Origin of the sequence: Variovorax flavidus (genome assembly GCF_030317145.1) — a bacterium.
GTDB lineage: Bacteria > Pseudomonadota > Gammaproteobacteria > Burkholderiales > Burkholderiaceae_C > Variovorax > Variovorax flavidus.
Genome location: NZ_JASZYE010000001.1, coordinates 455,929 through 477,322, shown reverse-complemented (window position 1 = coordinate 477,322; position 21,394 = coordinate 455,929). Strand labels below are relative to the sequence as shown.

Annotated in this window: 21 protein-coding genes; 4 read left to right on the top strand and 17 right to left on the bottom strand. The window is 68.4% G+C overall.

What is annotated here, in order from left to right; translation table 11 throughout:
• Positions 1-347 precede the first annotated feature (347 nt).
• The gene (locus QTH90_RS02310; RefSeq protein WP_286662916.1) at positions 348-1,442 is read left to right on the top strand and encodes a glycosyltransferase family 2 protein; all 1,095 of its coding nucleotides are present in this window, start codon (positions 348-350) and stop codon (positions 1,440-1,442) included.
• A 12-nt stretch (positions 1,443-1,454) separates the two neighbouring features.
• Here the strand turns inward: QTH90_RS02310 and QTH90_RS02305 are convergent, their stop codons facing one another.
• The 15 genes from QTH90_RS02305 to QTH90_RS02235 all read right to left on the bottom strand — a co-directional run bounded on the left by QTH90_RS02305 (position 1,455) and on the right by QTH90_RS02235 (position 16,587).
• A complete protein-coding gene (locus tag QTH90_RS02305) occupies positions 1,455-2,318 on the bottom strand; it encodes an isocitrate lyase/PEP mutase family protein (protein ID WP_286662915.1) in 864 nt (287 codons plus the stop codon).
• The gene (locus QTH90_RS02300; protein ID WP_286662914.1) at positions 2,308-3,753 is read right to left on the bottom strand and encodes an FAD-dependent oxidoreductase; all 1,446 of its coding nucleotides are present in this window, start codon (positions 3,751-3,753) and stop codon (positions 2,308-2,310) included. The genes QTH90_RS02305 and QTH90_RS02300 overlap by 11 nt, the downstream gene beginning before the upstream one ends.
• Positions 3,750-4,364 (bottom strand): cysteine hydrolase family protein, encoded by a 615-nt coding sequence (locus QTH90_RS02295; protein WP_286662913.1) that lies wholly within the window; start codon positions 4,362-4,364, stop codon positions 3,750-3,752. Before QTH90_RS02295 ends, QTH90_RS02300 begins: the two co-directional genes overlap by 4 nt.
• Entirely contained in the window at positions 4,361-6,415 is a 2,055-nt protein-coding gene (locus QTH90_RS02290) for a hydantoinase/oxoprolinase family protein (RefSeq protein WP_286662912.1), read from the bottom strand. The genes QTH90_RS02295 and QTH90_RS02290 overlap by 4 nt, the downstream gene beginning before the upstream one ends.
• Entirely contained in the window at positions 6,412-8,121 is a 1,710-nt protein-coding gene (locus QTH90_RS02285; protein ID WP_286662911.1) for a hydantoinase B/oxoprolinase family protein, read from the bottom strand. The genes QTH90_RS02290 and QTH90_RS02285 overlap by 4 nt, the downstream gene beginning before the upstream one ends.
• Entirely contained in the window at positions 8,114-8,620 is a 507-nt protein-coding gene (locus QTH90_RS02280) for a LeuD/DmdB family oxidoreductase small subunit (protein ID WP_286662910.1), read from the bottom strand. The genes QTH90_RS02285 and QTH90_RS02280 overlap by 8 nt, the downstream gene beginning before the upstream one ends.
• Complete coding sequence (locus tag QTH90_RS02275; RefSeq protein ID WP_286662909.1) at positions 8,617-9,903, bottom strand: 3-isopropylmalate dehydratase large subunit; 1,287 nt, start codon at positions 9,901-9,903, stop codon at positions 8,617-8,619. The genes QTH90_RS02280 and QTH90_RS02275 overlap by 4 nt, the downstream gene beginning before the upstream one ends.
• Complete coding sequence (locus QTH90_RS02270) at positions 9,900-10,853, bottom strand: tripartite tricarboxylate transporter substrate binding protein (RefSeq protein WP_286662908.1); 954 nt, start codon at positions 10,851-10,853, stop codon at positions 9,900-9,902. Before QTH90_RS02270 ends, QTH90_RS02275 begins: the two co-directional genes overlap by 4 nt.
• A gap of 30 nt (positions 10,854-10,883) precedes the next feature.
• Complete coding sequence (locus tag QTH90_RS02265; RefSeq protein WP_286662907.1) at positions 10,884-11,594, bottom strand: ABC transporter ATP-binding protein; 711 nt, start codon at positions 11,592-11,594, stop codon at positions 10,884-10,886.
• Positions 11,591-12,364, bottom strand: coding sequence for an ABC transporter ATP-binding protein (locus QTH90_RS02260; RefSeq protein ID WP_286662906.1), 774 nt, complete (start codon positions 12,362-12,364; stop codon positions 11,591-11,593). Before QTH90_RS02260 ends, QTH90_RS02265 begins: the two co-directional genes overlap by 4 nt.
• A complete protein-coding gene (locus QTH90_RS02255; protein WP_286662905.1) occupies positions 12,357-13,355 on the bottom strand; it encodes a branched-chain amino acid ABC transporter permease in 999 nt (332 codons plus the stop codon). Before QTH90_RS02255 ends, QTH90_RS02260 begins: the two co-directional genes overlap by 8 nt.
• Positions 13,352-14,224 (bottom strand): branched-chain amino acid ABC transporter permease, encoded by an 873-nt coding sequence (locus tag QTH90_RS02250; protein WP_286662904.1) that lies wholly within the window; start codon positions 14,222-14,224, stop codon positions 13,352-13,354. Before QTH90_RS02250 ends, QTH90_RS02255 begins: the two co-directional genes overlap by 4 nt.
• Before the next feature lie 18 nt (positions 14,225-14,242).
• Positions 14,243-15,448 (bottom strand): ABC transporter substrate-binding protein, encoded by a 1,206-nt coding sequence (locus QTH90_RS02245; RefSeq protein WP_286662903.1) that lies wholly within the window; start codon positions 15,446-15,448, stop codon positions 14,243-14,245.
• A 24-nt stretch (positions 15,449-15,472) separates the two neighbouring features.
• Positions 15,473-16,267, bottom strand: coding sequence for a GntR family transcriptional regulator (locus QTH90_RS02240; RefSeq protein ID WP_286662902.1), 795 nt, complete (start codon positions 16,265-16,267; stop codon positions 15,473-15,475).
• Between the two features lie 101 nt (positions 16,268-16,368).
• Positions 16,369-16,587 (bottom strand): hypothetical protein, encoded by a 219-nt coding sequence (locus QTH90_RS02235; RefSeq protein ID WP_286662901.1) that lies wholly within the window; start codon positions 16,585-16,587, stop codon positions 16,369-16,371.
• Positions 16,588-16,660: 73 nt separating this feature from the next.
• Between QTH90_RS02235 and QTH90_RS02230 the strand changes: the two genes are divergently transcribed.
• Positions 16,661-17,329, top strand: coding sequence for a nitroreductase (locus tag QTH90_RS02230; RefSeq protein WP_286662900.1), 669 nt, complete (start codon positions 16,661-16,663; stop codon positions 17,327-17,329).
• A gap of 9 nt (positions 17,330-17,338) precedes the next feature.
• Here QTH90_RS02230 and QTH90_RS02225 read toward each other — a convergent pair whose 3' ends face one another.
• On the bottom strand, positions 17,339-18,175 hold the full coding sequence (locus tag QTH90_RS02225; protein WP_286662899.1) for a crotonase/enoyl-CoA hydratase family protein: 837 nt from the start codon (positions 18,173-18,175) through the stop codon (positions 17,339-17,341).
• Between the two features lie 74 nt (positions 18,176-18,249).
• Between QTH90_RS02225 and QTH90_RS02220 the strand changes: the two genes are divergently transcribed.
• Positions 18,250-20,106: a PhoX family protein gene (locus tag QTH90_RS02220; protein WP_286662898.1), complete on the top strand. Its 1,857-nt coding sequence runs from the start codon at positions 18,250-18,252 to the stop codon at positions 20,104-20,106.
• Positions 20,107-20,131: 25 nt separating this feature from the next.
• Positions 20,132-20,530, top strand: coding sequence for a DUF488 domain-containing protein (locus QTH90_RS02215; RefSeq protein WP_286662897.1), 399 nt, complete (start codon positions 20,132-20,134; stop codon positions 20,528-20,530).
• 11 nt (positions 20,531-20,541) lie between these two features.
• On the opposite strand, the gene QTH90_RS02210 is transcribed toward QTH90_RS02215, so the two are convergent.
• Positions 20,542-21,330, bottom strand: a complete 789-nt coding sequence (locus QTH90_RS02210; RefSeq protein WP_286662896.1) for an IclR family transcriptional regulator — start codon at positions 21,328-21,330, stop codon at positions 20,542-20,544.
• Positions 21,331-21,394: the final 64 nt, after the last annotated feature.

Genomic DNA, 21,394 nt, shown 5'->3' with positions numbered 1-21,394 from the left:
GGCGACGACGCCTTGGATGGAGCCGACGACGCCGGGGTCGGCTTGGACGCGCAACCGACCAGCGCAACAGTCAAGGCACAACAGGCGAGGCCGAGCGCCGCGCGACAGAAAGGGGATCGGGAAAAAAGCATGCCCCCGACTGTATGCGGTCGCGCATCCGGTCGGCTTCAAGTCAGCCGGCCATTCGTAAGCTTCGTCACGGTGCCGTCGGCCAGTTCTGACGCGATTCGTCGTGACTCGATGACGAAGCTGCCGGGGAGCGCCTTGCCAGAATCACGCCGGATCTGATGGTCACGACGGCACGCTTGCTGCTTAGCCTACGAATCCGTCACTTGAAGGCTGCAAAGATGGTAGATGACACGCCAGCCGAGATTGCGATCGAGCCGTTGACGATGACCGCGCTTCCGCCAAAGCCGAGCGTGAGCGTGGCCATCATCTGCTTCAACTACGGCCGCTTCCTTCCCGAATGCCTGGACAGCTGCCTCGCGCAGACCGTCCCCGCGGACGAAATCGTCGTCGTGAACGACGGCTCGACGGACAACTCGGCCGAGGTGCTCGACGGCTATGCGGCGCGCTTTCCGGTCATCCGGGCGATCCACCAGGCCAATGGCGGCATCTGTTCTGCGACGAATGCCGCGCTCGCTGCGTGCTCCGGCGATGTGGTGGTTCTGCTCGATGCGGACGACACCATGGTGCCCCAGCGCATCGAGATGGTGCTGGCCGCATTTCGAAGGCTCGTGGACGGGCACCACCCAGGATGGGTCCACCACCTGATGACGCGGTTTTCGGACACGCGCCCCGACCTGGGAATGGCGCCCTACTATCCCGCCGGCAAGGGCCCCGAGGGCTGGCTTGCTGCCGAGGCGCTCCATGCGGCATCGAGCCCGGTGCTTTCGCTGACCTCCGCGCTGGCGTTTCGCAAGGAGGTGCTGGCAGCGATCGGCCCGCTGGACAGCGACCGGCTGATGTACCAGGACTTGCAGCTTTGCACTGCCGCGACCTTCCTCAGTGCGGCCGCATGGATTCCGGAGCCGCTGACGCGCTACCGGGTGCACGGCAGTTCTGCGACGGCGGGATCGATGGTGTCGCTGGATCAGGTCAAGGCTACGCGCAACCGCGCCAGCCGCTTCGATCGCTGGTTGCGCACGCAGCTCGAGAAGATCAGCCCCGGTGCGGCCTCCCTCTGGCGGCCGCTCGACGATCAGGGCGGCTACCTCTGGCTGACCTTTCTCGAGCGCTGGTTGTCCGGCGCGGGAAAGGATCTCCAGTTGCTGCTGAAGGTTCTGAAGCACCCGGACACCCGCAATGCGCCTCGACAGCACCGCGTCTACTACTACGGCAGCGTGGTCCTTCCGCGCGCCTGGTTCGTGTCCTATTCGCGGCTGATCTTCGGCAGCAACCCCATCAAGACCACGTTGAGACGATTGCTGCGACGGGGTTGACCGGGCCCCGCCTTATTCGTACTTCCGCCCCGTCCGCATCAGCTCCGGCGTGCCGATGACTTCGTTGAGGGCGTCGAAGTCCAGCATCTGCGAGCGCCACGGTTGCGTCGTGCGGTGCCGGTGCAGGCTGGCGTAGTAGCCCTGCAGCGTGTGCACCACTGCGCGCGCGGTACCGCCCGGGAAGATGGCGATGCGGAAGCCGTGGGCCTGCAGCGCATCCGCATCCTGGATCGGCGTCTTCCCGCCTTCCACCATATTTGCCAGGAGCGGCACGCGGTGCGCGAAGCGCCGGCACGCCACGTCCATCTGCTCGGGCGAGCGCAGGGCCTCGATAAAGAGCGCGTCCACGCCGCAGTCCACGTAGGCTTCGGCGCGGTCGAGCGCTGCGTCGAGCCCTTCGACCGCGACGGCATCTGTCCGGGCGAGGATCAACGTCTCGCCCGACGCGCGCGCATCCAGCGCAGCCTTGAGCTTGCCGACCATTTCGTGCTCCTGCACTACTGCCTTGCCGTCGAGATGGCCGCAGCGCTTGGGAAAGGTCTGGTCCTCGATCTGCACCATGGCCGCGCCCGCACGTTCGAAGCCGCGCACGGTGCGCTGGGTGTTCAGTGCGTTGCCGAAGCCGGTGTCGGCATCGACGATCACCGGCAGGCTCACGCGCTCGGTGATCCGCGCCAGGGTGTCGGCCACTTCGGTGAAGGTGGTGAGGCCGATGTCCGACCGGCCCAGCCGCGTGTACGCGATCGACGCGCCCGAGAGGTACAACGCCTCGAAGCCGGCCTGCTCCGCGACCAGCGCGCTCAGCGCGTCGTACACCCCCGGCGCCAGCACGATGTCGGTCGACGACAGGCGTGTCTTGAATGTCTCATTCGGCATGGGTTGCTTTCATGGGATGGATCAGCGCGGCGGCTGTGCGCGCGGCGATGTAGCCACCGGCCACCGCGCTCAGCAGGCCGTTGCCCGAGAGATAGCCCCACACGGCGTTGCCCGACACGCCGCCCGCGGCACCGCCGGCTGCGAGCAGGTTGGCAAAAGGTCTGCCGTCCTCGCGCAGAACGCGCATGTCGGACGTCGTGTCGAGCCCGCCCTGGGTGTGGAACAGTGCGCCCGTGACCTTCACCGCAAAGTAAGGGGCATCGAGTCCGCGAGTGAACACGCGACCATCGGGCTGCACAGTCCCGTCGCGCAATCCGTCCAGCGTGCGACGCAGCTCTGCCTCGTCGCAGGCGATGCATGCCGCCAGTTCCGCCACCGTCTCGCACCGGCGCAGCGCACCGGCCGCCTCGGCCTCGCAGAAATCGGGGAAGCCTCGCGCCAGCGCAAGCAGCGGTGTGTCGAACACGTTCCATGCGATGCCGCCCGGCTGCGCCAGCACTTGCACCGCCGCCTCCGAATAGCCCTGTGTCTCGTCGTGAAAACGTCGCCCTGCGCGGTTGATCTGCGCGCCGCCTTCCATCATCACGGCCCACGACATCAACGCCCCCTGCGGCGTGACCCAGGAGCCATGCCCCTGGTAGCCACCGAGATCGCGCAGGCGGGCGCCCAGCGCCTCGCCCCAGAGGATCGCGCTGCCGTCGTTGCCGACGTGTCCGCCGAAAGCAGCCTCTGCCATGTCGGGCAACAGCGCGCGCACCATCGCGGGGTTGCCGCCGAAGCCATTGCAGGCCAGCAGCAGCGCCTCGCACGCCAGCGACTCGCGGCGGCCATCCGGCCGCTGGTAGTCGATGCCGATCACCCGGTCCTCGGCGTCGAGTACCAGCGTGTCGACCACGGCCTGCGTCAGCACCGGGATGCCTGCGGCCTCCACGGCCGCCTGGAGGCTCGCCATCAGGGCGGCGCCCGTCTTCGACGCCAGCGCATGCATGCGATGAACGCTGTGCCCCGGGTACAGAAAGCCGTCGAGAAGAATCCACTCCAGCCCGTGCCGGGCCTGCAGGGCATCGAGTGCGGGGCCGATCGATGCGGCATACGCCGCAGCCAGCGCCGGCGCCGCACGCCCGTGCGCCTTGGTCTGGATGTCGGCGGCGAAGCGCGAAGGGCTGTCGTCGGTCACGCCATGGGCGTGCTGCACGCGCGTGCCCGGCGCGGGAATGAAGCCCGACGACAGCGCGGTCGAGCCGCCCGGCACGGCATCCCGTTCGAGCACCACGCACTCGACGCCGGCATCGGCCAGCATCAAGGCGGCGGTGAGTCCGCACGCACCGCCGCCGACGATCGCCACACCCACGTGCACTTCGGCGTCGACGTGCGATGTACGCCGGATGCCGCGCTGCAATCCGTTCGCCTTGAGGGGAACTGCTTTCGTCGTCATGCCAGCGTCCCGATGAAAGCGGCGCATTCCGTGACCTCGGCCACGTTGCACATGTCAGCCAGCGAGGTCCGGTGCCGCTCCTCGCCAAAGGCTGCACAGCCGTCCGCCAGCACCAGCGTGCGGTAGTCGCGCATGTGCGCATCGCGCACGGTGCTGGCGACGCCGCCGTTGGTGACGATGCCGCACACGGCCACGGTGTCGATGCCCGCGCGTCGCAGCACCCAGTCGAGCTGCGTGTTGAAGAAGGCCGAATACGCGACCTTGCTGACCGTCAGGTCGATCAGGCCTGCAAGTTCATCGACGTTCGCCTGGCCCCAGCTGCCCGGCGCAAAGTCGCCCTTGGCCAGGTAAGGCCGCAGCGCGTGGAGATGCGGCGACACCATCGGCTCGCCCGCTGCGTCCGGCCACAGCGTGAACTGGCTGGCGACGACCATGCCGCCCGCCCTCTTCAATGCGCGCGCCACCGCGGCCACGCGGGCCGGCAGCAGGAGCGCGGGCGGGTTGCTGTCGCCGCCGCGGGCATAGGCGCCGTCGGGATGGAGAAAGTCGTTCTGCAGGTCGATGACAACCAGCGCCGTCCGGGGGCCCACAGTCTTCGCGCCGTCGCTCATGAAAGCCTCACCAGCAGATTGCCGTGGGCGTCGACCACGGCGTGAAATCCCGGTTCCAGCCACACCGTGGTGTCGGCCTGTTCGAGGATGGCCGGACCGTCGATCCGCGCCGCGACCGGAAGATCGAGTCGCGCATGGCGCACGGCCTCGTGCCACTGCCCTTGATGGAACACGCGCTGCGTGCCCAGCGGCTCGATGCTGCCTGTGCCTTCCGGCGCGAGCACGGCCAGGTCGAACTTCGGCCGCACGCCGATGCGTGCATAGCGCAGGTTCATCACGCGGATCGGGATGCCTTCGAGCACGCGCCCGAAGGCGGCCGTGTAGCTCGCCTCGAATGCACCGCGGATGGAGTCGCTCGTCAGCGGTGCGCTGCGTGCATCGGGCAGCAGCACCGGCAAGGTGTGGGTCTGGCCCGCATAGAGCATGTCAAGCGCGACCACCTCGCGCACCTCGTCGAAGCGCACGCCCGAAGAGTCCAGGCGTTGCTGGCAACTGGCGGCCAGCTCGTCGATGCGTCCTTGCAGGTCGCGCACGTCGAGATCGGCCAGCGGCCGGTTGATCGTCTGCACCGCGTCGTGGCGCATGTCGGCGATCACGCAGCCCAGCGCCGAAGTGACGCCCGGATAACGCGGGACGATGCCCGTGGCCACGCCGACCTCGCGCATCATTGCGCACACGTGCAGCGCCCCGCCGCCGCCGAAGGGCATATAGGCGAAGCGGCGCGGATCGTGGCCGCGTTCGATCGACACGAGCCGGATGGCGCCCGCCATGCGCGCATTGGCGACCGTCAGGATGGCCTCGGCCGCGGCGTGCACGTCCAGGCCGAGCGGCCGTGCCACGTGTTCCTCGATGGCCTGGCGCGATTTCCCGGCGTCCAGCGCTGCCAGCAGTCCGCCGCCCAGGGGGCGGTCCGCGGCGATGCGGCCGAGCAGCACGTTCGCATCCGTCACCGTCGGCCGCATGTTGCCGCGTCCGTAGCATGCCGGCCCCGGCACGCTGCCGGCCGATTCAGGCCCCACCTGCAGCATGCCGCTCGCATCCACCGAGGCAATCGAGCCGCCGCCGGCGCCGATGGTCTCGATCTGGATCATCGGCGAGCGGATCACCATGCCGAATTCGATCGCGGTCTGCGCGGCCAACGCGGCCTCGCCATTCGCGACCAGCGACACATCGAAGGAGGTGCCGCCCATGTCGCCGGTGATCGCGTTGGGGAAGCCCGCAGCACGCGCGATGGCCGCGCACGCGATCACGCCCGCCGCCGGGCCCGAGAGCGCCGTGCGCACCGGCAGGTCGCTGGCCGTCTGGCGCGACATGACGCCGCCGTTGCTTTGCACCACCAGCAGTTCGCCGTCAAAGCCCTGTCCGCGCAGATCGGATTCGAGGCGATGGAGATAGCCGCCCACTACCGGCTGCAGCGCCGCATTGAGCGTGGCCGTCGAGCAGCGCTCGAATTCGCGGATCTCGGGCAACACCTCGCTCGCGGAGGTCACGTGCGCGTTGGGCCAGATCTCTCGCACCGCCGCGGCGGCAAGCCGCTCGTTCTGGGCATTGGCGTAGGTGTTGATGAAGAAAACGCACACCGCCTCACAGCCCTCCGCCAGCAGCGAGCGCGCTTCGGCGCGCACCTGGTCGAGGTTCACGGGCGTGTGCAGGGTCCCATCGGCCAGCACGCGCTCGTCCACCTCGCGGCGCAGATCGCGCGGCACGACCGGGACGAAGCTGCCGCGCAGGCCCCAGGTCTGCGGGCGGTCGCGCCGGCGCATCTCCAGCACGTCGCGAAAGCCGCGCGTCGTGATGATGCCGGTGCGCGCCACCTTGCGTTCGAGCAGCGCATTGGTGCCGACCGTGGTGCCGTGCACGATGGTCGCGATCGCCGCGGCCGAGTCCGCCACGCGCGCCACGCCGTTCATGAAGCCGCGCGCTTCCTCGCCGCGCGTCGAGGGAACCTTGACGATGCGCGCCGTGCCGCTCGCTTCATCGAGCACGAAAAGGTCGGTGAAGGTGCCGCCGACGTCGACGCCGACGACGAGTGATTTGCCGATCGGTGTCATGCGGACGCTTTCTTCCTGGGGTCGATGCCGGCCGTCACGTAGCCCATGGCACGGTCTTGTTCGCGCTGTTCGGGATGGCGCTCCGCGGCGTTGCCCCAGCCGCCGCCGCCGGGGGTTTCGAGCCGCACTCTTTCCCCGCGCGCAAGCTGGATGCCGCGCATCTTCGAGACCATCGGCGGTTCATGCCATGCGCCTTCGCTCTCGTAGCGGAAGACGTTGACTGCGCCCGAGCCGCCGCCTGCGATGCCCTTGGGCGGCGAGGTGCCGCGCTCGCCGAAGACGAACACCTCGGCGTCCTTCTCCAGCAGTTCGATCTCGTAGACGGCGCCCAGCCCTCCGCGAAACTGACCATCGCCGCCCGAGTCGGCGCGCAGCGACCATTCGGTGAAGCGCACCGGGTATGCAGCCTCGAGGATCTCGAGCGGCGGGATCGTGGCGGTCGAGATCGGCGCATTGCCATGCGAGAGACCGTCACCCCCCGAATGCCCGCCGTGACCGCCGCCGAAGAAGCTGAACATCACCCAGCGCTGGCCTTCGCGGCCCTTGTCGCTGCGGTGGCCTGCGATCGACAGCGCATTGATGGTGCCGTAGGCCTGCGCGACGGCGCGCGTCGGATCGGCCTTGGCGGCCGCGCTGAAGATCACGTCGATCATTCGAAGGATGGTCTCGGTGTAGCCGCCGACGGGCCGCGGACGCTCGCAACTGATCACAAGCCGGTCGGGAATCTCGAAGTCGACTGCGTCGAGCACGCCGGCGTTGGCAGGCACGTCGGGGAACAGGTGCTTGAGTGCAACGTAGCAGGCCGCGACGGCCGTGGCGCGCGAAATGTTCACCGGGCCGGCGCACTGCGGCGAGGTGCGGGAGAAGTCCAGCAGCAGGCGATCGCCTGCGACGGTCATGTCGAGCGCGATGGTCAGCGGCTCGTTCGTGATGCCGTCGTTGTCGAGCACATCCTCGAAGCTGTAGCGGCCATCGGGCAGCGAGGCGATGTGCGAACGCATCAGCCGAAGCGCCCGGCTGCGGAGTTCGCCCAGGGCCTGGAGCACCAGGTCGTCTCCGTATTCGTCGAGCAGGCCGTTCAACCGCTTCGCACCCAGTTCCAGCGCCGCGAGTTGTCCGTTGAGATCGCCCCACAGGCTGTCCGGAAGGCGCGTGTTGGCCTGAAGGATGGCGAGCACGTCGGGGTCGAGCACGCCGTCGCGCACGATGCGCACCGGCGGGATCTGCACGGCCTCCTGCCAGCATTCGGTCGCGGCGGGGTTGTAGTTGCCGGGCACCGCTCCTCCCACGTCGTGCCAGTGCGCGGCGGACGCCATGTAGCAATAGAGCTTGCCGTTGCGGAAGAAGGGACGCACCAGCTTGAAGTCGTTGGCGTGCGTGCCGCCGTCGTAGGCGTCGTTGCTGATCCAGATGTCGCCGTCGTGCATGCCGCCGCGCGGCCCGGCGGCCTGGACGGTCGCGCGCACCGCAAAGGCCATGGCGCCCACGAACACCGGCAGGCCGGACTTGCCCTGCACCAGCGTATCGCCGCTCGCGGCGTCGTAAAGGCCGTGGCAGGCGTCGTGCGCCTCGGCAATGATGGGATTGAACGCGCTGCGGTAGAGCGTCGCGTCCATCTCGTCGGCCACCTGTTCGAGTCGGCCGCGCAGCACGGCCAACGTGACGGGGTCGATCGCGATCCCGGTCGCGGGAGAAAGGTCAGACATCGGTTGCTTCCTTGCCAGCACGCTGGCGTAACTGATTCATCAGGCCGCCGGCGCGGACCATGTCCATGAGAAAGGCGGGCACCGGCTCGCAAGCCAGGCGCGTGCCATCGGGCGCGATCACCGCGGGGGTGATGCTGTCCATGGCGATGCAATCGCCTTCGCGCAGCGTTTCGGATTCGGCGCAGGTCAGGAGCAGCAGGCCGAGGTTGAACGCATTGCGGAAATACAGCCCGCCAAAGGCCGGCGCGATGACGGCGGCGACGCCCAGCTTCACCAGCACGGCCGCCGCCTGCTCGCGCGAGGAACCGATGCCGAAATTCGGCCCGGCCACGATCACATCGCCGGGACGCACTTCGCGGGCGAATTCGGGCCGCACGGCTTCGAGGCAGTGCTCCGCGATGCGGTCGATGCCGTGCTTCATCGCATGGCCGGGCGCGAGCACGTCGGTATCGATGTCCGGCCCGAGGCGCCAGACGCGGTGCGTGGTCGCGGGTGTCATGCAAGCACCTCGCGCGGGTCGGTCACGATGCCGCGCAATGCCGCCGCGGCCACCGTGTAGGGCGAGCCCAGGTACACCTGTGCGGTGGCCGAACCCATGCGGCCCTTGAAGTTGCGTGCCGTGGTGGAGATGACGGTGATGTCGTCGCCCATCGGATCGCCGTAGCCCGAGCAGGCGCCGCACGCCGTGGGGAAGAGTTCGGCCCCGGCGTCCATCAGCACCTGCAACACGCCCTCCTCGCGCGCCTGATCCTGGTCGCGCAGGCTGGCGGGTGCGACGATCAGGCGCACGCCAGTGGCGACCTTGTGGCCGCGCAGCACTGCGGCGGCCGCACGCAGGTCTTCGAGCTTGGCGCCGGTGCACGCGCCGATATAGGCGACGTCAACGGGCGTGCCCAGGTAGCGGCTCACGCCATGCGTGTTGGCAGGGCTGTGGGGCGCGGCGACGTGGGGCTCCAGCGTGGCCGCATCGAAAACGTGGCGCGTGAAGTCGGCGTCGGCATCGGTGAACCACGGCGCCATGTCGACCTCGGGCGCCCCGGCCTGTGCAAGGAATGCGGCCGTGGTGGCGTCGGGCGCGATCAGCCCGGCCTGCGCACCGAGTTCGGCACTCATGTTCGACAGCGTCATGCGCTCCTGCATGGACAGCGCCATCACGCCCGGGCCGCAGAACTCGACGGCCTGGTAGCGGCCGCCGTTCATGCCGAAGCGGCCGATCATGTGCAGCATCATGTCCTTGGCGGTCACACCGGCAGGCAGCGCGCCATCCCACCACATCCGGATCGTCTCGGGCACGCGCAGCCAGATCTCGCCCGTGACCATCACGCCGAGCATCTCGGTGCTGCCGATGCCGAACATGTAGGCCCCGAACGCACCGCCGGTCGGCGAATGCGAGTCGCCGCCCACGCACAGCATGCCGGGCCGGATGTGGCCGTGTTGCGGCACCACCACGTGGCAGATGCCCTGGCTGTCATAGACGTGCGGCAGCTGCTGGTCGCGCGCCCAGTCGCGGGCGATGCGCACGATGCGGCGCGAGTCGTCGTCGCGTTCGGGCACGTAGTGGTCCATCACGAGCACCACGCGCGAGCGGTCCCAGATCTGCGCGCCCAGTTCCTCCAGCATCGGCTTCAGGCGCCGGGGACCGGAGGAGTCATGGAACATCGCCATGTCGACCTTGCAGGTCACGATCTCGCCGACCGACACGCTGTCGCGCCCGCTTGCACGCGCAATCAGCTTTTGCGCCAGCGTCTGAGCCGGGGTGCGGGCGGGGGCCATCACGTTCATTCCGGCTTGGCGCCCGAGAACTTGACGACCTGCGCCCAGCGCTTGATCTCGCCCTGCACGAAGGCCGAGAACTCCTTCGGCGAGTTGCCGACCGGGATCGCGCCTTCGGCCTCCAGCCGCCGCTGCATCTCGGGCTGCCTGATCGCCGAGCGAGCCGCGTCGCTGATCTGGCGCACCAGTTCCGGCGGCATGCGGGCGGGACCGAACAGGCCGAACCACGCGCTCGATTCGTAGCCCGGCAACACCTCCGCGATGGCCTGCACGTCGGGGAACGCGGGCAGCCGCGTGGCCGTCGTCACGCCCAGCGCCTTCAGCTTGCCGGCCTGGATGTGGGCCTGCACGTTGCCCACTGCAGCGAACATGAGTTGCACCTGGCCTGCGAGCACGTCCTGCACCGCCGGCGCGGTGCCGCGATAGGGAATGTTCACGATGTTGACCCCCGACTGCATCTTGAACGCTTCGCCCGCCATGTGCAGCGACGAGCCCACCGAGCCGATCGCGAAGTTGAGCTCGCCCGGCCTGGCCTTGGCCAGCGCGATCAGTTCGCGAATGTTGTTCGCGGGCACCGAGGGATGCGCGACGAGGATCGACGGCGAGGTCGCCACCGCGGTGAGCGCGGTGAAGTCCTTGACCGGGTCGAAGGGCAGCGACGGGTAGAGCGTCGCGTTGATGGCATGGCTGGTGAAGCTCATCAGCAGCGTGTTGCCATCGGGCGCGGCCTTGGCGACCGCATCGGCGGCGATATTGCCGCCCGCGCCAGGGCGGTTCTCGACGATCACGGTCCTGCCGAGGGCGGGCCCCATGCTGGCTGCGAGCGTGCGCGCGAGCGTGTCGGTGGACCCACCGGCCGGCGCGCCGACCAGGATGCGCACGGGTGCGCTTATCTGCGCGCTGGTCCAGCCCGACAGCGCCGCGGCCACGGACGAAACGAGGATGTCACGGCGTTTCACGATGTCTCCTTCTTCTCAAGGCTCAAGGGCTCAAAGGCCCAGATAGGCGCGGCGCAGTTCGTCGCTGCCGAGCAGGTCCTGCGGCAGGCCGGAGAAGCGCACGCTGCCGTTCTCCAGCACATAGGCCCGATCGGCGATCTCCAGCGACTGGCCGACGTTCTGCTCCACCAGCAGCACCGCGAGCCCACCGTCGCGCAGTTGGCGGATCAGGCTGAACATCTCCTCGACCAGCAGGGGCGACAGGCCCAGCGAAGGCTCGTCGAGGATCAGCAGCACGGGCTCGGCCATCAAGCCGCGTCCGATGGCGAGCATCTGCTGCTCGCCGCCGCTCATGGTGCCCGCGTTCTGGCGGATGCGCTCCTTCAGCCGCGGGAAGATGCCGAACACCTTGTCGAGATTGGTGGCGCGGCGCTCCCGGGCGCGCGTGAAGGAGCCGAGTTCGAGGTTCTCCAGCACGCTGAGGTTCGGAAAAACCTTGCGGCCCTCGGGCACCTGGATCAGGCCGGCCTTGACCACGTCCCGGTAATGCGCGCCGCTCAGGTCCCGGCCGTCGAAGCGCACCGTGCCGCTCCACGCCGGGCACAGGCCGCAGACCATCTTGTTCAAGGTGGACTTGCCGGCGCCGTTGCTGCCCAGCAGCGCGACCATTTCGCCTGCGTTCACCTGCAGGTCGACGCCGCGCAGCACTTCGACCCGCCCATAGCCGCCGCGCAGCGCACGAATATCGAGCAATGCGGTCATGGCGCGACTCCCTGCGCGGCGCCCGCAGCGGCCTTGCGCAACCTTGCGGCCGTGCCGTGGCCGAGATAGGCCTCGACCACCTTGTCGTTGGAAGTGACCTGCGCCGGATTGCCCTCGGCGATCAGCTGTCCCTGTGCCAGCACCCAGACGTGCTCGGCCAGGTGCATCACGGCCTGCATCACGTGCTCGATCATCAGCACGGTCACGCCGCCGTCGGCGATGCCGCGCACCACCGGCATCATCTCGGCGATCTCCTGCGGGTTGAGGCCGGCCAGCACTTCGTCGAGCAACAGCAGACGCGGCTCGGTCGCGAGTGCACGGGCCAGCTCCAGGCGCTTGCGGCCCGCCACCGTGAGGTCGGACGCAGGCTTGTCGAGCTGGGGCGCGAGGCCGACCCGCGCGGCCACCTCTTCCGCGCGTCGCAATGCGGTGCTACGGCCCCGCACGTGCAGGTGCGCGCCGACCGCGATGTTCTCGCGCACCGTCTGCGCCGCGAAGGGCTTGACGATCTGGAAGGTGCGCGTCATGCCCAGCAGCGCATTGCGATGCGGCTCCCGGCCGGTGATGTCCTGGCCGGCGAAGCGCACCGTGCCGGCATCGGGTTTCAGGAAGCCGGACATCAGCGCGAACAGCGTCGTCTTGCCCGCGCCATTGGGGCCGATCAGCGCGCTCAGGCTGCCTTCGTGGACGGCGAGGCTCACGTCCTGCACCGCCTTCAGTCCACCGAAGGAGCGCGAGATGCCGCTCAGCGCGAGGAGTGGCTCAGCCATGCCGCCCTCCCTTCCCCGCCCACAGCTGGCGGACAGACAGGCCCATCCCCGCGATGCCGCGCGGCAGGAAGATCACGATCAGCACCAGCACCACGCCGTAGATCACCATGTTGATGCCGGGCAGTTCGCCGAACAGGTTGCGCGTGAGATCCGACAGCACGTGCAGCGCCGCCGCGCCCAGCAGCGGCCCCCACAGCGTGCCCATGCCGCCGACGATGGCCGCCACCAGCGCCTCGATCGACGTACCCGAACCGTAGGCAATGCCCGGATCGATGTACTGGAACACCTGCACATAGAACGCGCCGGCCGCGCCCATAAAGGCGCCGGAGATGCCGATCGCCGCGAGCTTGACGCGAAAGGGATTCACGCCAACTGCGCGCGCCGCGTCCTCGTTGTCGCGCACCGCCTGCAGGTACGCACCGAAGCGGCCGTTGCGCAGCCACCAGGTCACGAGCAAGGCGGCAGTGACGAAGGCCAGCACGACCCACAGGTACCCGGCGCGCGAAGCGAACTGAAGATTGCCGGCGGATTCACGCAGCGGCACCATGAGCCCGACCCCGCCGCCGGTGAAAGGCACCGACAGCGCGACGATTCGGAACACCTCCGCAAACGCCAGCGTGACCAGTGCGAAGTACGAGCCCTTGAGCCCGTAGCGGAAGGTGAGCGCGCCCACGAACAACCCGACGAGCGCGCTGCCCGCCACCGCCATCGGCAACGCCACCCACGCGTTGATGCCGCCTTGCAATTGCGCGATCGCCTGGATGTACGCACCCGTGCCGAAGAAGAGCGCATGGCCGAAGGAGAACTGCCCGCCGAAGCCGCCGAGGATGTTCCAGGCCTGCGCGATCAGCGTCGCGTAGAGGGCCATCATCACGAAGTTGAGCGCCACACCCGACGCGGTCGCGAGCGGCAGGCATGCCACCAGCACCGCGAAGAGCGCGATGCCGCCCAGCTGCCGAAGCCCGCTGCCGGAAATCCTGCCCGCGCTCATGCCCTGGCTCCGAACATGCCCTCGGGCCGGAACAGCACGACGCCGATGAAGATCGCGAAGATGCCGATCTGCCCCAGCGACTCGCCCAGGTAGAGCCCGCCGAGCGACTCCACCACGCCCACCAGGAAGCCCCCCACCAGCGCGCCCACGAAGCTGCCCATGCCGCCCAGCACCACGATCGTGAAGGCCACCAGCACGAACCCGCCACCCACCTGCGGGTTCACGTAGTACGCCGGCAGCAGGAAGCACGCCGCCGCACCGAGGCAGGCCAGGCCGATGCCGAAGCTCATCGCGTAGACATGGTCGACGTCGATGCCCATGAGCTTGGCGCCCTCCTTCTCCTTCGCCACCGCGCGGATGGCGCGGCCGAGGTCGGTGCGGCCCATGATCCAGAACAGCGCCGCCGACACCACCAATGCGCCTGCGAAGGCGACCAGCTTGGGCACCGCGATCATCGCCGGGCCGATGGCGACCGTGCTCAGCGAGTAGGCGGTGTCGATGTTGCGCGTGTCCGACTTGAAGAAGATCAGTGCGAGGTTCTCCATCACGATCGCGATGCCGAGCGTGGCGAGCAGGATGTTCTCGTCCTTGCCGTGGCCCGCACGGTTGATGACGATGCGCTGCAGTCCGTAGCCGAGGGCGAACATGCCCGGGATCACGATCGGCAGCGCCAGGTAGGGATCGATGCCCCAGCGTTCCTTGAGGAAGTACACCGCGTACAGCGCCAGCATCAGGCTGGCGCCGTGCGCGAAGTTGATGATGTGCAGGACGCCGTAGATCAGCGTGAGCCCCAGCGCGATCAATGCGTAGACCGCGCCGGTCGTCAGGCCGTTGAGCACCGACGGGAAAAGAATGCTGAAGTCGAACATCCTGCGTGCCTGTCCGGCTCAGGCGGCGCGCAGCGGGAAGACGGGTTCCACTTCGCGGAAGTCGCGCGGGATGATCACCTTGATGTCGTTCTTCACGACCTGCGTCATGAGCGGCTGCGCGCCCTCGTTCTGGCCGTTGACGAACTTCGTCGGGCCGTACGGCATGATGTGATTCGAGAAGGTGCTCTTCTCCAGCGCATCGATGATGGCGGCGCGCTCGCTCGACTTGGCGCGCTCGAGCGCATCCGCCAGCAGCGCCATCGCCGTGTAGGTCATGAAGACCTCGTAGCTGAAGAACTGGCCCTTGGCCTCGACCCGCTTGCGCAGCTCCTGCGAGCGCTTGTCCTTCGGGTTGAACCAGTGGTTGCAGTCGATGATGCCGTTGGCCGCGTCCGGAAACTCCTTGACGAACTTGTAGCTCGATGCGGCACCGCCCAACACGGAGAAGATGGCCTTGGGCTGCACCTTCTGCTGCTGCATCGTGCGCACCAGCAGCGCGTATTCGTTGTAGTAGTTGGCCGGGATCACGATGTCCGGGTTGATGGACTTCATGCGCAGCACGATGTTGTTGAAATCGCGCGTGGGGTTCGCGTGCTTCACCACTTCCTTGACATCGAAGCCGTAGCCCGGCAACTCGCGCGACAGCAGTTGCGCCGTGCCGGAGCCGAACAGCGACTCCTCGTGAATGATCATCACCGTCTTGGCCGGGCTGCCCGCGGCCTTGTTGAGCACGAGCAGGTTGGCCATCGCGACTTCTGTCGACTTCTTGTAGCCGGGACCGAAGCGGAAGGTGTTCTTCAGGCCGCGCTCGACGATCTGGTCGGCCACGCCGACGTCGACCACATGCGGCAGGTTGTACTTGGCCGCTGCCTGCGTGGTCGCGAGGCAGATCGCCGAAGCGAAGGCGCCGACGATGGCCGAGACGCCGGCCTCGTTCATCTTCTCGACTTCGGCCGCACCGGCCTGCGGCTGCGACTGTGCATCGCCCAGCAGGGCTTCGAGCTTGGCGCCGCCCATGGACTTGATGCCGCCGGCCTGGTTGATGTCGTCAATCGCCATCTGCGCGCCGAGCCGGCACTGCTGCCCCGAATACGCGAGCGCACCGGTGACCGGATGCAGCACGCCGACCCGCACCGGCTTGGGCTGCGCGCCGCCGACCAGCGGAAAGGCGATCGACGTGCCGATGGCGGCGGTCTGCGACAGGAAGCGGCGGCGATTCTCCATGGGGACTCCTCGGGGGTTGATTGATCAGATGAACTGGGCGGAAAGCTCTTTGTTGACCCACACCTTGGCGTCGATGCCGCCCACGCGGGACAACTGCATCTCGTAGGCATAGCGGTCAGGCCGGTACAGGCCGTGCAGCCATTGCACCGGGCGCTCGTTGGCGTCGTAGACCAGGCGCCGTACGGCCAGCAGCGCCGAGCCGACGGCGACGTCGAGATGCTGTGCCAGCGTGGCATCGGCCAGGCGCGCGGTGATGGTCTGGTGTGCGCGGCCGACCTGCACGCCGGCTTCCTCGAGCAAGACGAGGATGGGCTTGCGCGCCAGTTCGCGGCGGCCGAACTTGCGCGCGACGTCGGCTGGCACGTAGGTGGTGATGTGGGAGAGCGGGCCTTCGCGCGTCGAGCGCACGCGCACGGCTTTCTGCACCGGATCGCCCGGCTGCAGTTGCAGTGCACTGGCGACGCTGGCCGATGCGGTGACGGTCTGCACGTCGATCACCTTGACCGAGGTGCGCAGGCCCATGCTCACAAGGTTTTCGAGCAGGCCGCCGAGATTGGCGCGCTGCAAGCCATGAGCGCCCGGGGCGATCGAGGCGGCCACCGGCGCACCGATGGGGCGTGTGCCGCGACCGGGCTCCCGCGAGATCAGGCCGTCGGCGGCCATCTTCTCGAGCGCGCGCCGTACGGTGACACGGGCCACGCCGAACTCTTCCATCAGCGCGAACTCGCCGGGCAAGCCGTCGGCGAAACGACCTTCAGCCAATTGCTCGCACAGCAGCAGATAGATCTGGTGGTACTTCGGCAGCGGCATCTGGGACATGGGCCCCGATGGTCACGGCGTTCGTTTGTCCCGTCAATAGGACATTTACGGGCGGGCGGTGCGCCCCGGAATGGCGCGGCAGCGCCCCGTTCGGGGGCGCGCTACCTCAAGGGAAAGCGCCGGAGCATGCTGCGCCCGAGCGAGGTGATCTCGGTGACCGTGGCCGGCGGCTGCTCGTAGCCATCGAGAGTCCGCACGGGCCTGGGGATCACGGCCTTGACATGGCCAGCCATGTTCAACACGCGCACAGCGTCAACCTGCGCGCCGCCCGTGACGGCGACGGGCAGCACTTGTGCTGCCAAGCGATGGAGTAGGGTCATAGGCACCTCAGGAGTATGGCTCTCGCTGCCTTACGGCCTGCTTAAACTCGCCCGACCCACTTCGAGCCCGCCCATGAACATCCAGGAAGCCGTTGCCAGCCGCCATTCCATTCGAGCCTTCCTGCCGGCACCGGTCGACGGCGAGACCATCCGCAAGATACTGACGATGGCTGCGCGGGCCCCCTCGGGAGGCAACCTGCAGCCCTGGCACATCGACGTGCTGGCGGGCGACGCCCTTGCCAGGCTGAGGGCGACCATGCGCCAGTGCCTTGCCAACGGTGAGCCGGAACCCGCCGAGTACGACATCTACCCACCCAACCTGCGCGCCCCCTGGCGCGACCGCCGCTTCCAGGTCGGCGAGGCGATGTACGCGCGCCTGGGCATCCCGCGCGAAGACAAGGCCGCGCGCCGCCGCTGGTTCGCGAACAACTACAACTTCTTCGGTGCGCCGATGGCACTGTTCTGCTCGGTCGACCGCACGATGGGGCCGCCGCAGTGGTCGGACCTGGGCATGTATCTGCAGACCGTGATGCTGCTGCTGCGCGCCGAAGGGCTGGACAGTTGCGCGCAGGAGTGCTGGGCGGTGTACCCCGCCACCGTGGCCCAGGCGATCGAGATGCCGCCCGAGCGCATGCTGTTCTGCGGGATGTCGATCGGGTACCGCGATCCGGAGCATCCGGTGAATGCGCTCGTGAGTGATCGCGCGCCGACGGAAGAGTGGCTGAACTTTCGCGGCGCCTGATCAAGACGCTCAGCGCGCTGGCTGCGGATCGCTGAACCGCGGCGCGCGCTTCTCCATGTTGGCGCGCACGGCCTCGGTCTGGTTGGCGCTGCCCATCAGCGCCTTCTGCTCGACCGACTCGGCCAGCAGCAGGTCCGCAGCGCTGTGCCCCATCGCCGCGTTCAGCAGCCGCTTGCCGGCACGGATCGCATCGGGGCTCTTCTGCGCGATCTCGCGCGCCATCTCCAGCGCCTCGGCCAGCGGATCGGTTGCCAGGCGCGTGGCGAAGCCGATCGCGACGGCCTCCTCGCCCGAGAAGATGCGGCCGGTGAAGGTGAGCTCGCGCACCACGTCGTTGCGCGCCAGCTCGCGCATCAGCACCATGCCGGCCATGTCGGGCACCAGGCCCCACTTGATTTCCATCACGGACAGCTTCGTACCGGGGGCGACCAGCCGCACGTCGGCGCCCAGCGCCACCTGCAGTCCGCCGCCGAAGGCGACACCATGGACCGCGGCAATCACCGGCACGGGCACTTCGCGCCACACCATCGCCACCTGCTGCGCGGCATTGGAGATGCCGTGCGTCCGTTCGAGAAGATCCTTGCCGACGGAACCGGAACCGACCACCCCGCCGCCGCTGCCCTGCCCCATGCGCTCGAAGGATTGCATGTCGAGCCCCGCGCAGAAGGCCTTGCCGCGCCCCGCAAGCACCACGGCACGCACGCTGGCGTCGTTGCAAAGCCGGGTGCCGGCATCGATGAGGGCATCGAACATGGCGGGGTCCAGCGCGTTCATCTTGTCGGCGCGTGCGAGGTGAAGTTCGACCACGCCGTCGGCGTGGCGGATCGATTCGATGCGTTCGTTCATTGGGTGTCTCCAGGGCTTTCGGGCAAGTATCGATGCTCGGCGATGATCGCGCTGTCGCACAGCCAACAACCACGATGCCACTCGCCCGCCGCCAATTCCTCCAGTCCGGTGCCGCTGCCGCGGTCGTTGCCTTCCTCGGCGAAGGGTGCGCCCTGCCCCGTGCCGCCGACGGCCGGCTCGGCTTCACCGCGGTGCCGGCCACGCTGCGCGATGCCGTCACGGTGCCGGCCGAATACGAGGCGCAGGTGCTCTACCCCTGGGGTACGCCCACCGGCATCGCGTCGTCCATGCCGGCCTTCGCGCCGGACGCATCGAACAGCGCCGCCGATCAGGCGTTGCAGGCGGGCATGCACCACGACGGGATGCACTTCTTCGCGCTGGAGGGGCGCACCGATCGCGGCCTCCTCGTGATGAACCACGAATACACCGACGAGCGCTTGCTCCACAGCGCCGGCATGACGCCGTGGACCGACGAGAAGACCCGCAAGTCGCTGCATGCGATGGGCGTGTCGGTGATCGAAGTCGAGTTGACAGACGCCGGCTGGCGCCAGGTTCTGCCTTCACGCTACGCGCGCCGCGTGCATGGCGCCACGGCGATGCGCATCGCCGGCCCGGCAGCCGGCACCCCGCTGATGCGCACGGCCGCCAATCCCACAGGCGACCGCGTGTTTGGCACCTTCGCCAATTGCGCGATGGGCGTCACGCCCTGGGGCACCTACCTGACCTGCGAGGAGAACTTCCACGGCTACTTCGGCGGACCCAAGGAGGCCGCGTCCCGCGCCACGCCGGCGCAGCGCCGCTACGGCACGGTGAGCGGATCGCAATGGCTGGACTACTGGCGCTTCGACGAACGCTTCGATCTCTCGAAGCATCCCAACGAAGCCCATCGCTTCGGCTGGGTGGTCGAGATCGATCCCTTCGACCCCGGCTCCACGCCCGTCAAGCGCACCGCGCTCGGCCGCAAGCGCCAGGAGAGCGCCACCTGCACGCAGACCCGGGACGGCCGGCTTGCCGTGTACATGGGCGATGACTCTGCCTTCGAGTACATCTACAAGTTCGTGAGCCGCGACAAGGTCCGTCCTGGCAACGACGCGGCAGCGCGAGCCGCCAATCGCAACCTGCTCGACGAGGGCACGCTGTACGTCGCGCGCTACGACGGCGATGGCCGCGGCCAATGGCTCGAACTCAGGCACGGCAGGGATGGCGTCGACGCGACCAACGGCTTCGCGGACCAGGCCGAGGTATTGATCCACGCGCGTCTGGCGGGCGACATCGTGGGCGGCACGAAGGTGGACCGGCCCGAATGGATCGCGGTGCATCCCGAAAGCGGCGAGGTGTACGTCACGCTCACGCACAACACGCAGCGCGGCGCACCCGGCAAGCCCGCTGCCGATCCGGCCAATCCGCGGGCGAACAACCTCTTCGGCGGAATCCTCCGGTGGCGCGAGGACGGCCGCGACGCTGCCAGCACCACCTTCGCCTGGGACCACTTCGCGCTGGCTGGAGATGCCCAATGGCCCGGCGCAGACACACGCTACCCCAGCGCCGACGCAGACGCCTTCGGCAACCCCGACGGGCTGCACTTCGACGGCGGCGGCCTGCTGTGGATCCAGACCGACATCGCGGGCCCGGCCATCGGCAAGGGTCCGATGGCCGCGCTCGGCAACAACCAGATGCTCTGCGCCGATCCGGCGAGCGGACGAATCAAGCGCTTCCTGGTCGGCCCCAATGGTTGCGAGATCACGGGCTGCACCGTCACGCCGGATCGCCGCAGCCTGTTCGTCAACATCCAGCACCCGGGCGAGACGCGCGAGGACGGCAATGGCACGCCCAACAGCGCGTGGCCTGACGGAAGCGCGGTAGGCAGCGCGCGCCCGAGGTCGGCGACCGTGGTCGTGCGGCGACGCGATGGCGGTATCGTCGGAAGCTGACCAGCCCATCAAGGAGGAAACAACAATGGCCATCCGTATCGTCCGGCTCGGCAGCGACCGCGCACCCGGCGAGGGTCTGCGCATCGGCACCGTGCGCCGTCCGCCGCGCGGCGTGCCCAAGGCCGAGTTCGCCACGCAGAACTGGTACGACGTCTGGTACCCGAACCTCGCACCATCGGTCGAGACGATGAAGGTGGCCCAGGCCGCCCAGGCGTCCGGCGTGCCCGCCCAATGGGCCGCATTCGGCCGCAAATACCGCAGCGAGATGGCCGAGGCCGACGCCAGCCGCAGCCTGGATCTGCTGGCGGCGCTGTCGCATCAGAGCGCGTTGTCGGTCGGCTGCTATTGCGAGGAAGAGTCCCGCTGCCACCGGTCATTCCTGCGCGCGCTGCTGGCGGAACGCGGCGCGGACATCGTCGACTGAGCGCGGCCGGCTCAGCGCATCGCCCGCGCGATCCCCTGCGCGGCGATGCGCAACTTGTCGAGCTGTTGCAATGCATCGGGCAAGGGCATGCGCACCGCGGGCGCCTGCAAGGCGACTGCGCAGCGCACGGGGCTGTGTGACTCGTCGCGGACTGGCACGGCGACGCACACGAGGCCTTCGATGAACTCCTCGGCATCGACCGAATAGCCATCGTGTCGGATGCGCTCGATCTCGGCTTCCAGCGCTTCGCGCGAGCCCAGCGTGTGGGCGGTATGGCGCTCGTACCGGATCCCGTCGAGCAGCCGTTCGCGCTGGGCCCGCGGCAGATGGGCCAGGAACAGCTTGCCGCTCGCCGAGCAATGCAGCGGCACGCGCGAGCCGGGGCCCAATTCCAGGCGCAGCGGGAACGCGGTCTCGACGCGGTCGAGATAGATCACCTCGGCGCCCGACAGCGCCGTGAGATTGCAGGTTTCCCCGACATCCGCCACCAGCTGGCGCAGCACGGCGTGGCGCACCCCGGTCGCGGTGCTTCCGCGCAGCACCGTCTCGGCAAACTGCATGAGCCGCGGGGTGGTCGCATAGCGGCGCCCGTCGCCGCCCCGCGCCAGAAGGCCACCGGCCTCCAGCTGCTGAAGCATGCGATGCACCGATGGCTTGGGCTGGCCACTGCTTCGCACGATGTCGACGAGAGTCTGGGGCTCGGGCGCAGCGACCACGTGCTCCAGCAACTGGAAGAGGCGCAAGCCGGGTGTCAGGGCCGAATCGGCGTCTTCCTGCATGTCTGTAGCGGTATAGTCCATCGGAAATCTCTGAAATCGAGACTAATAAGAGAATATTTTCGAGATTTTGCCGCCTTTTCGCTAA

Coding starts and splice junctions, on each gene's coding strand:
- QTH90_RS02300 (WP_286662914.1), bottom strand. CDS start 3,753: ATGACGACGAAAGCAGTTCCCCTCAAGGCGAACGGATTGCAGCGCGGC.
- QTH90_RS02285 (WP_286662911.1), bottom strand. CDS start 8,121: ATGTCTGACCTTTCTCCCGCGACCGGGATCGCGATCGACCCCGTCACG.
- QTH90_RS02230 (WP_286662900.1), top strand. CDS start 16,661: ATGAACATCCAGGAAGCCGTTGCCAGCCGCCATTCCATTCGAGCCTTC.
- QTH90_RS02280 (WP_286662910.1), bottom strand. CDS start 8,620: ATGACACCCGCGACCACGCACCGCGTCTGGCGCCTCGGGCCGGACATC.
- QTH90_RS02290 (WP_286662912.1), bottom strand. CDS start 6,415: ATGACACCGATCGGCAAATCACTCGTCGTCGGCGTCGACGTCGGCGGC.
- QTH90_RS02265 (WP_286662907.1), bottom strand. CDS start 11,594: ATGACCGCATTGCTCGATATTCGTGCGCTGCGCGGCGGCTATGGGCGG.
- QTH90_RS02255 (WP_286662905.1), bottom strand. CDS start 13,355: ATGAGCGCGGGCAGGATTTCCGGCAGCGGGCTTCGGCAGCTGGGCGGC.
- QTH90_RS02250 (WP_286662904.1), bottom strand. CDS start 14,224: ATGTTCGACTTCAGCATTCTTTTCCCGTCGGTGCTCAACGGCCTGACG.
- QTH90_RS02310 (WP_286662916.1), top strand. CDS start 348: ATGGTAGATGACACGCCAGCCGAGATTGCGATCGAGCCGTTGACGATG.
- QTH90_RS02275 (WP_286662909.1), bottom strand. CDS start 9,903: ATGAACGTGATGGCCCCCGCCCGCACCCCGGCTCAGACGCTGGCGCAA.
- QTH90_RS02295 (WP_286662913.1), bottom strand. CDS start 4,364: ATGAGCGACGGCGCGAAGACTGTGGGCCCCCGGACGGCGCTGGTTGTC.
- QTH90_RS02240 (WP_286662902.1), bottom strand. CDS start 16,267: ATGTCCCAGATGCCGCTGCCGAAGTACCACCAGATCTATCTGCTGCTG.
- QTH90_RS02245 (WP_286662903.1), bottom strand. CDS start 15,448: ATGGAGAATCGCCGCCGCTTCCTGTCGCAGACCGCCGCCATCGGCACG.
- QTH90_RS02215 (WP_286662897.1), top strand. CDS start 20,132: ATGGCCATCCGTATCGTCCGGCTCGGCAGCGACCGCGCACCCGGCGAG.
- QTH90_RS02220 (WP_286662898.1), top strand. CDS start 18,250: ATGCCACTCGCCCGCCGCCAATTCCTCCAGTCCGGTGCCGCTGCCGCG.
- QTH90_RS02305 (WP_286662915.1), bottom strand. CDS start 2,318: ATGCCGAATGAGACATTCAAGACACGCCTGTCGTCGACCGACATCGTG.
- QTH90_RS02260 (WP_286662906.1), bottom strand. CDS start 12,364: ATGGCTGAGCCACTCCTCGCGCTGAGCGGCATCTCGCGCTCCTTCGGT.
- QTH90_RS02225 (WP_286662899.1), bottom strand. CDS start 18,175: ATGAACGAACGCATCGAATCGATCCGCCACGCCGACGGCGTGGTCGAA.
- QTH90_RS02235 (WP_286662901.1), bottom strand. CDS start 16,587: ATGACCCTACTCCATCGCTTGGCAGCACAAGTGCTGCCCGTCGCCGTC.
- QTH90_RS02210 (WP_286662896.1), bottom strand. CDS start 21,330: ATGGACTATACCGCTACAGACATGCAGGAAGACGCCGATTCGGCCCTG.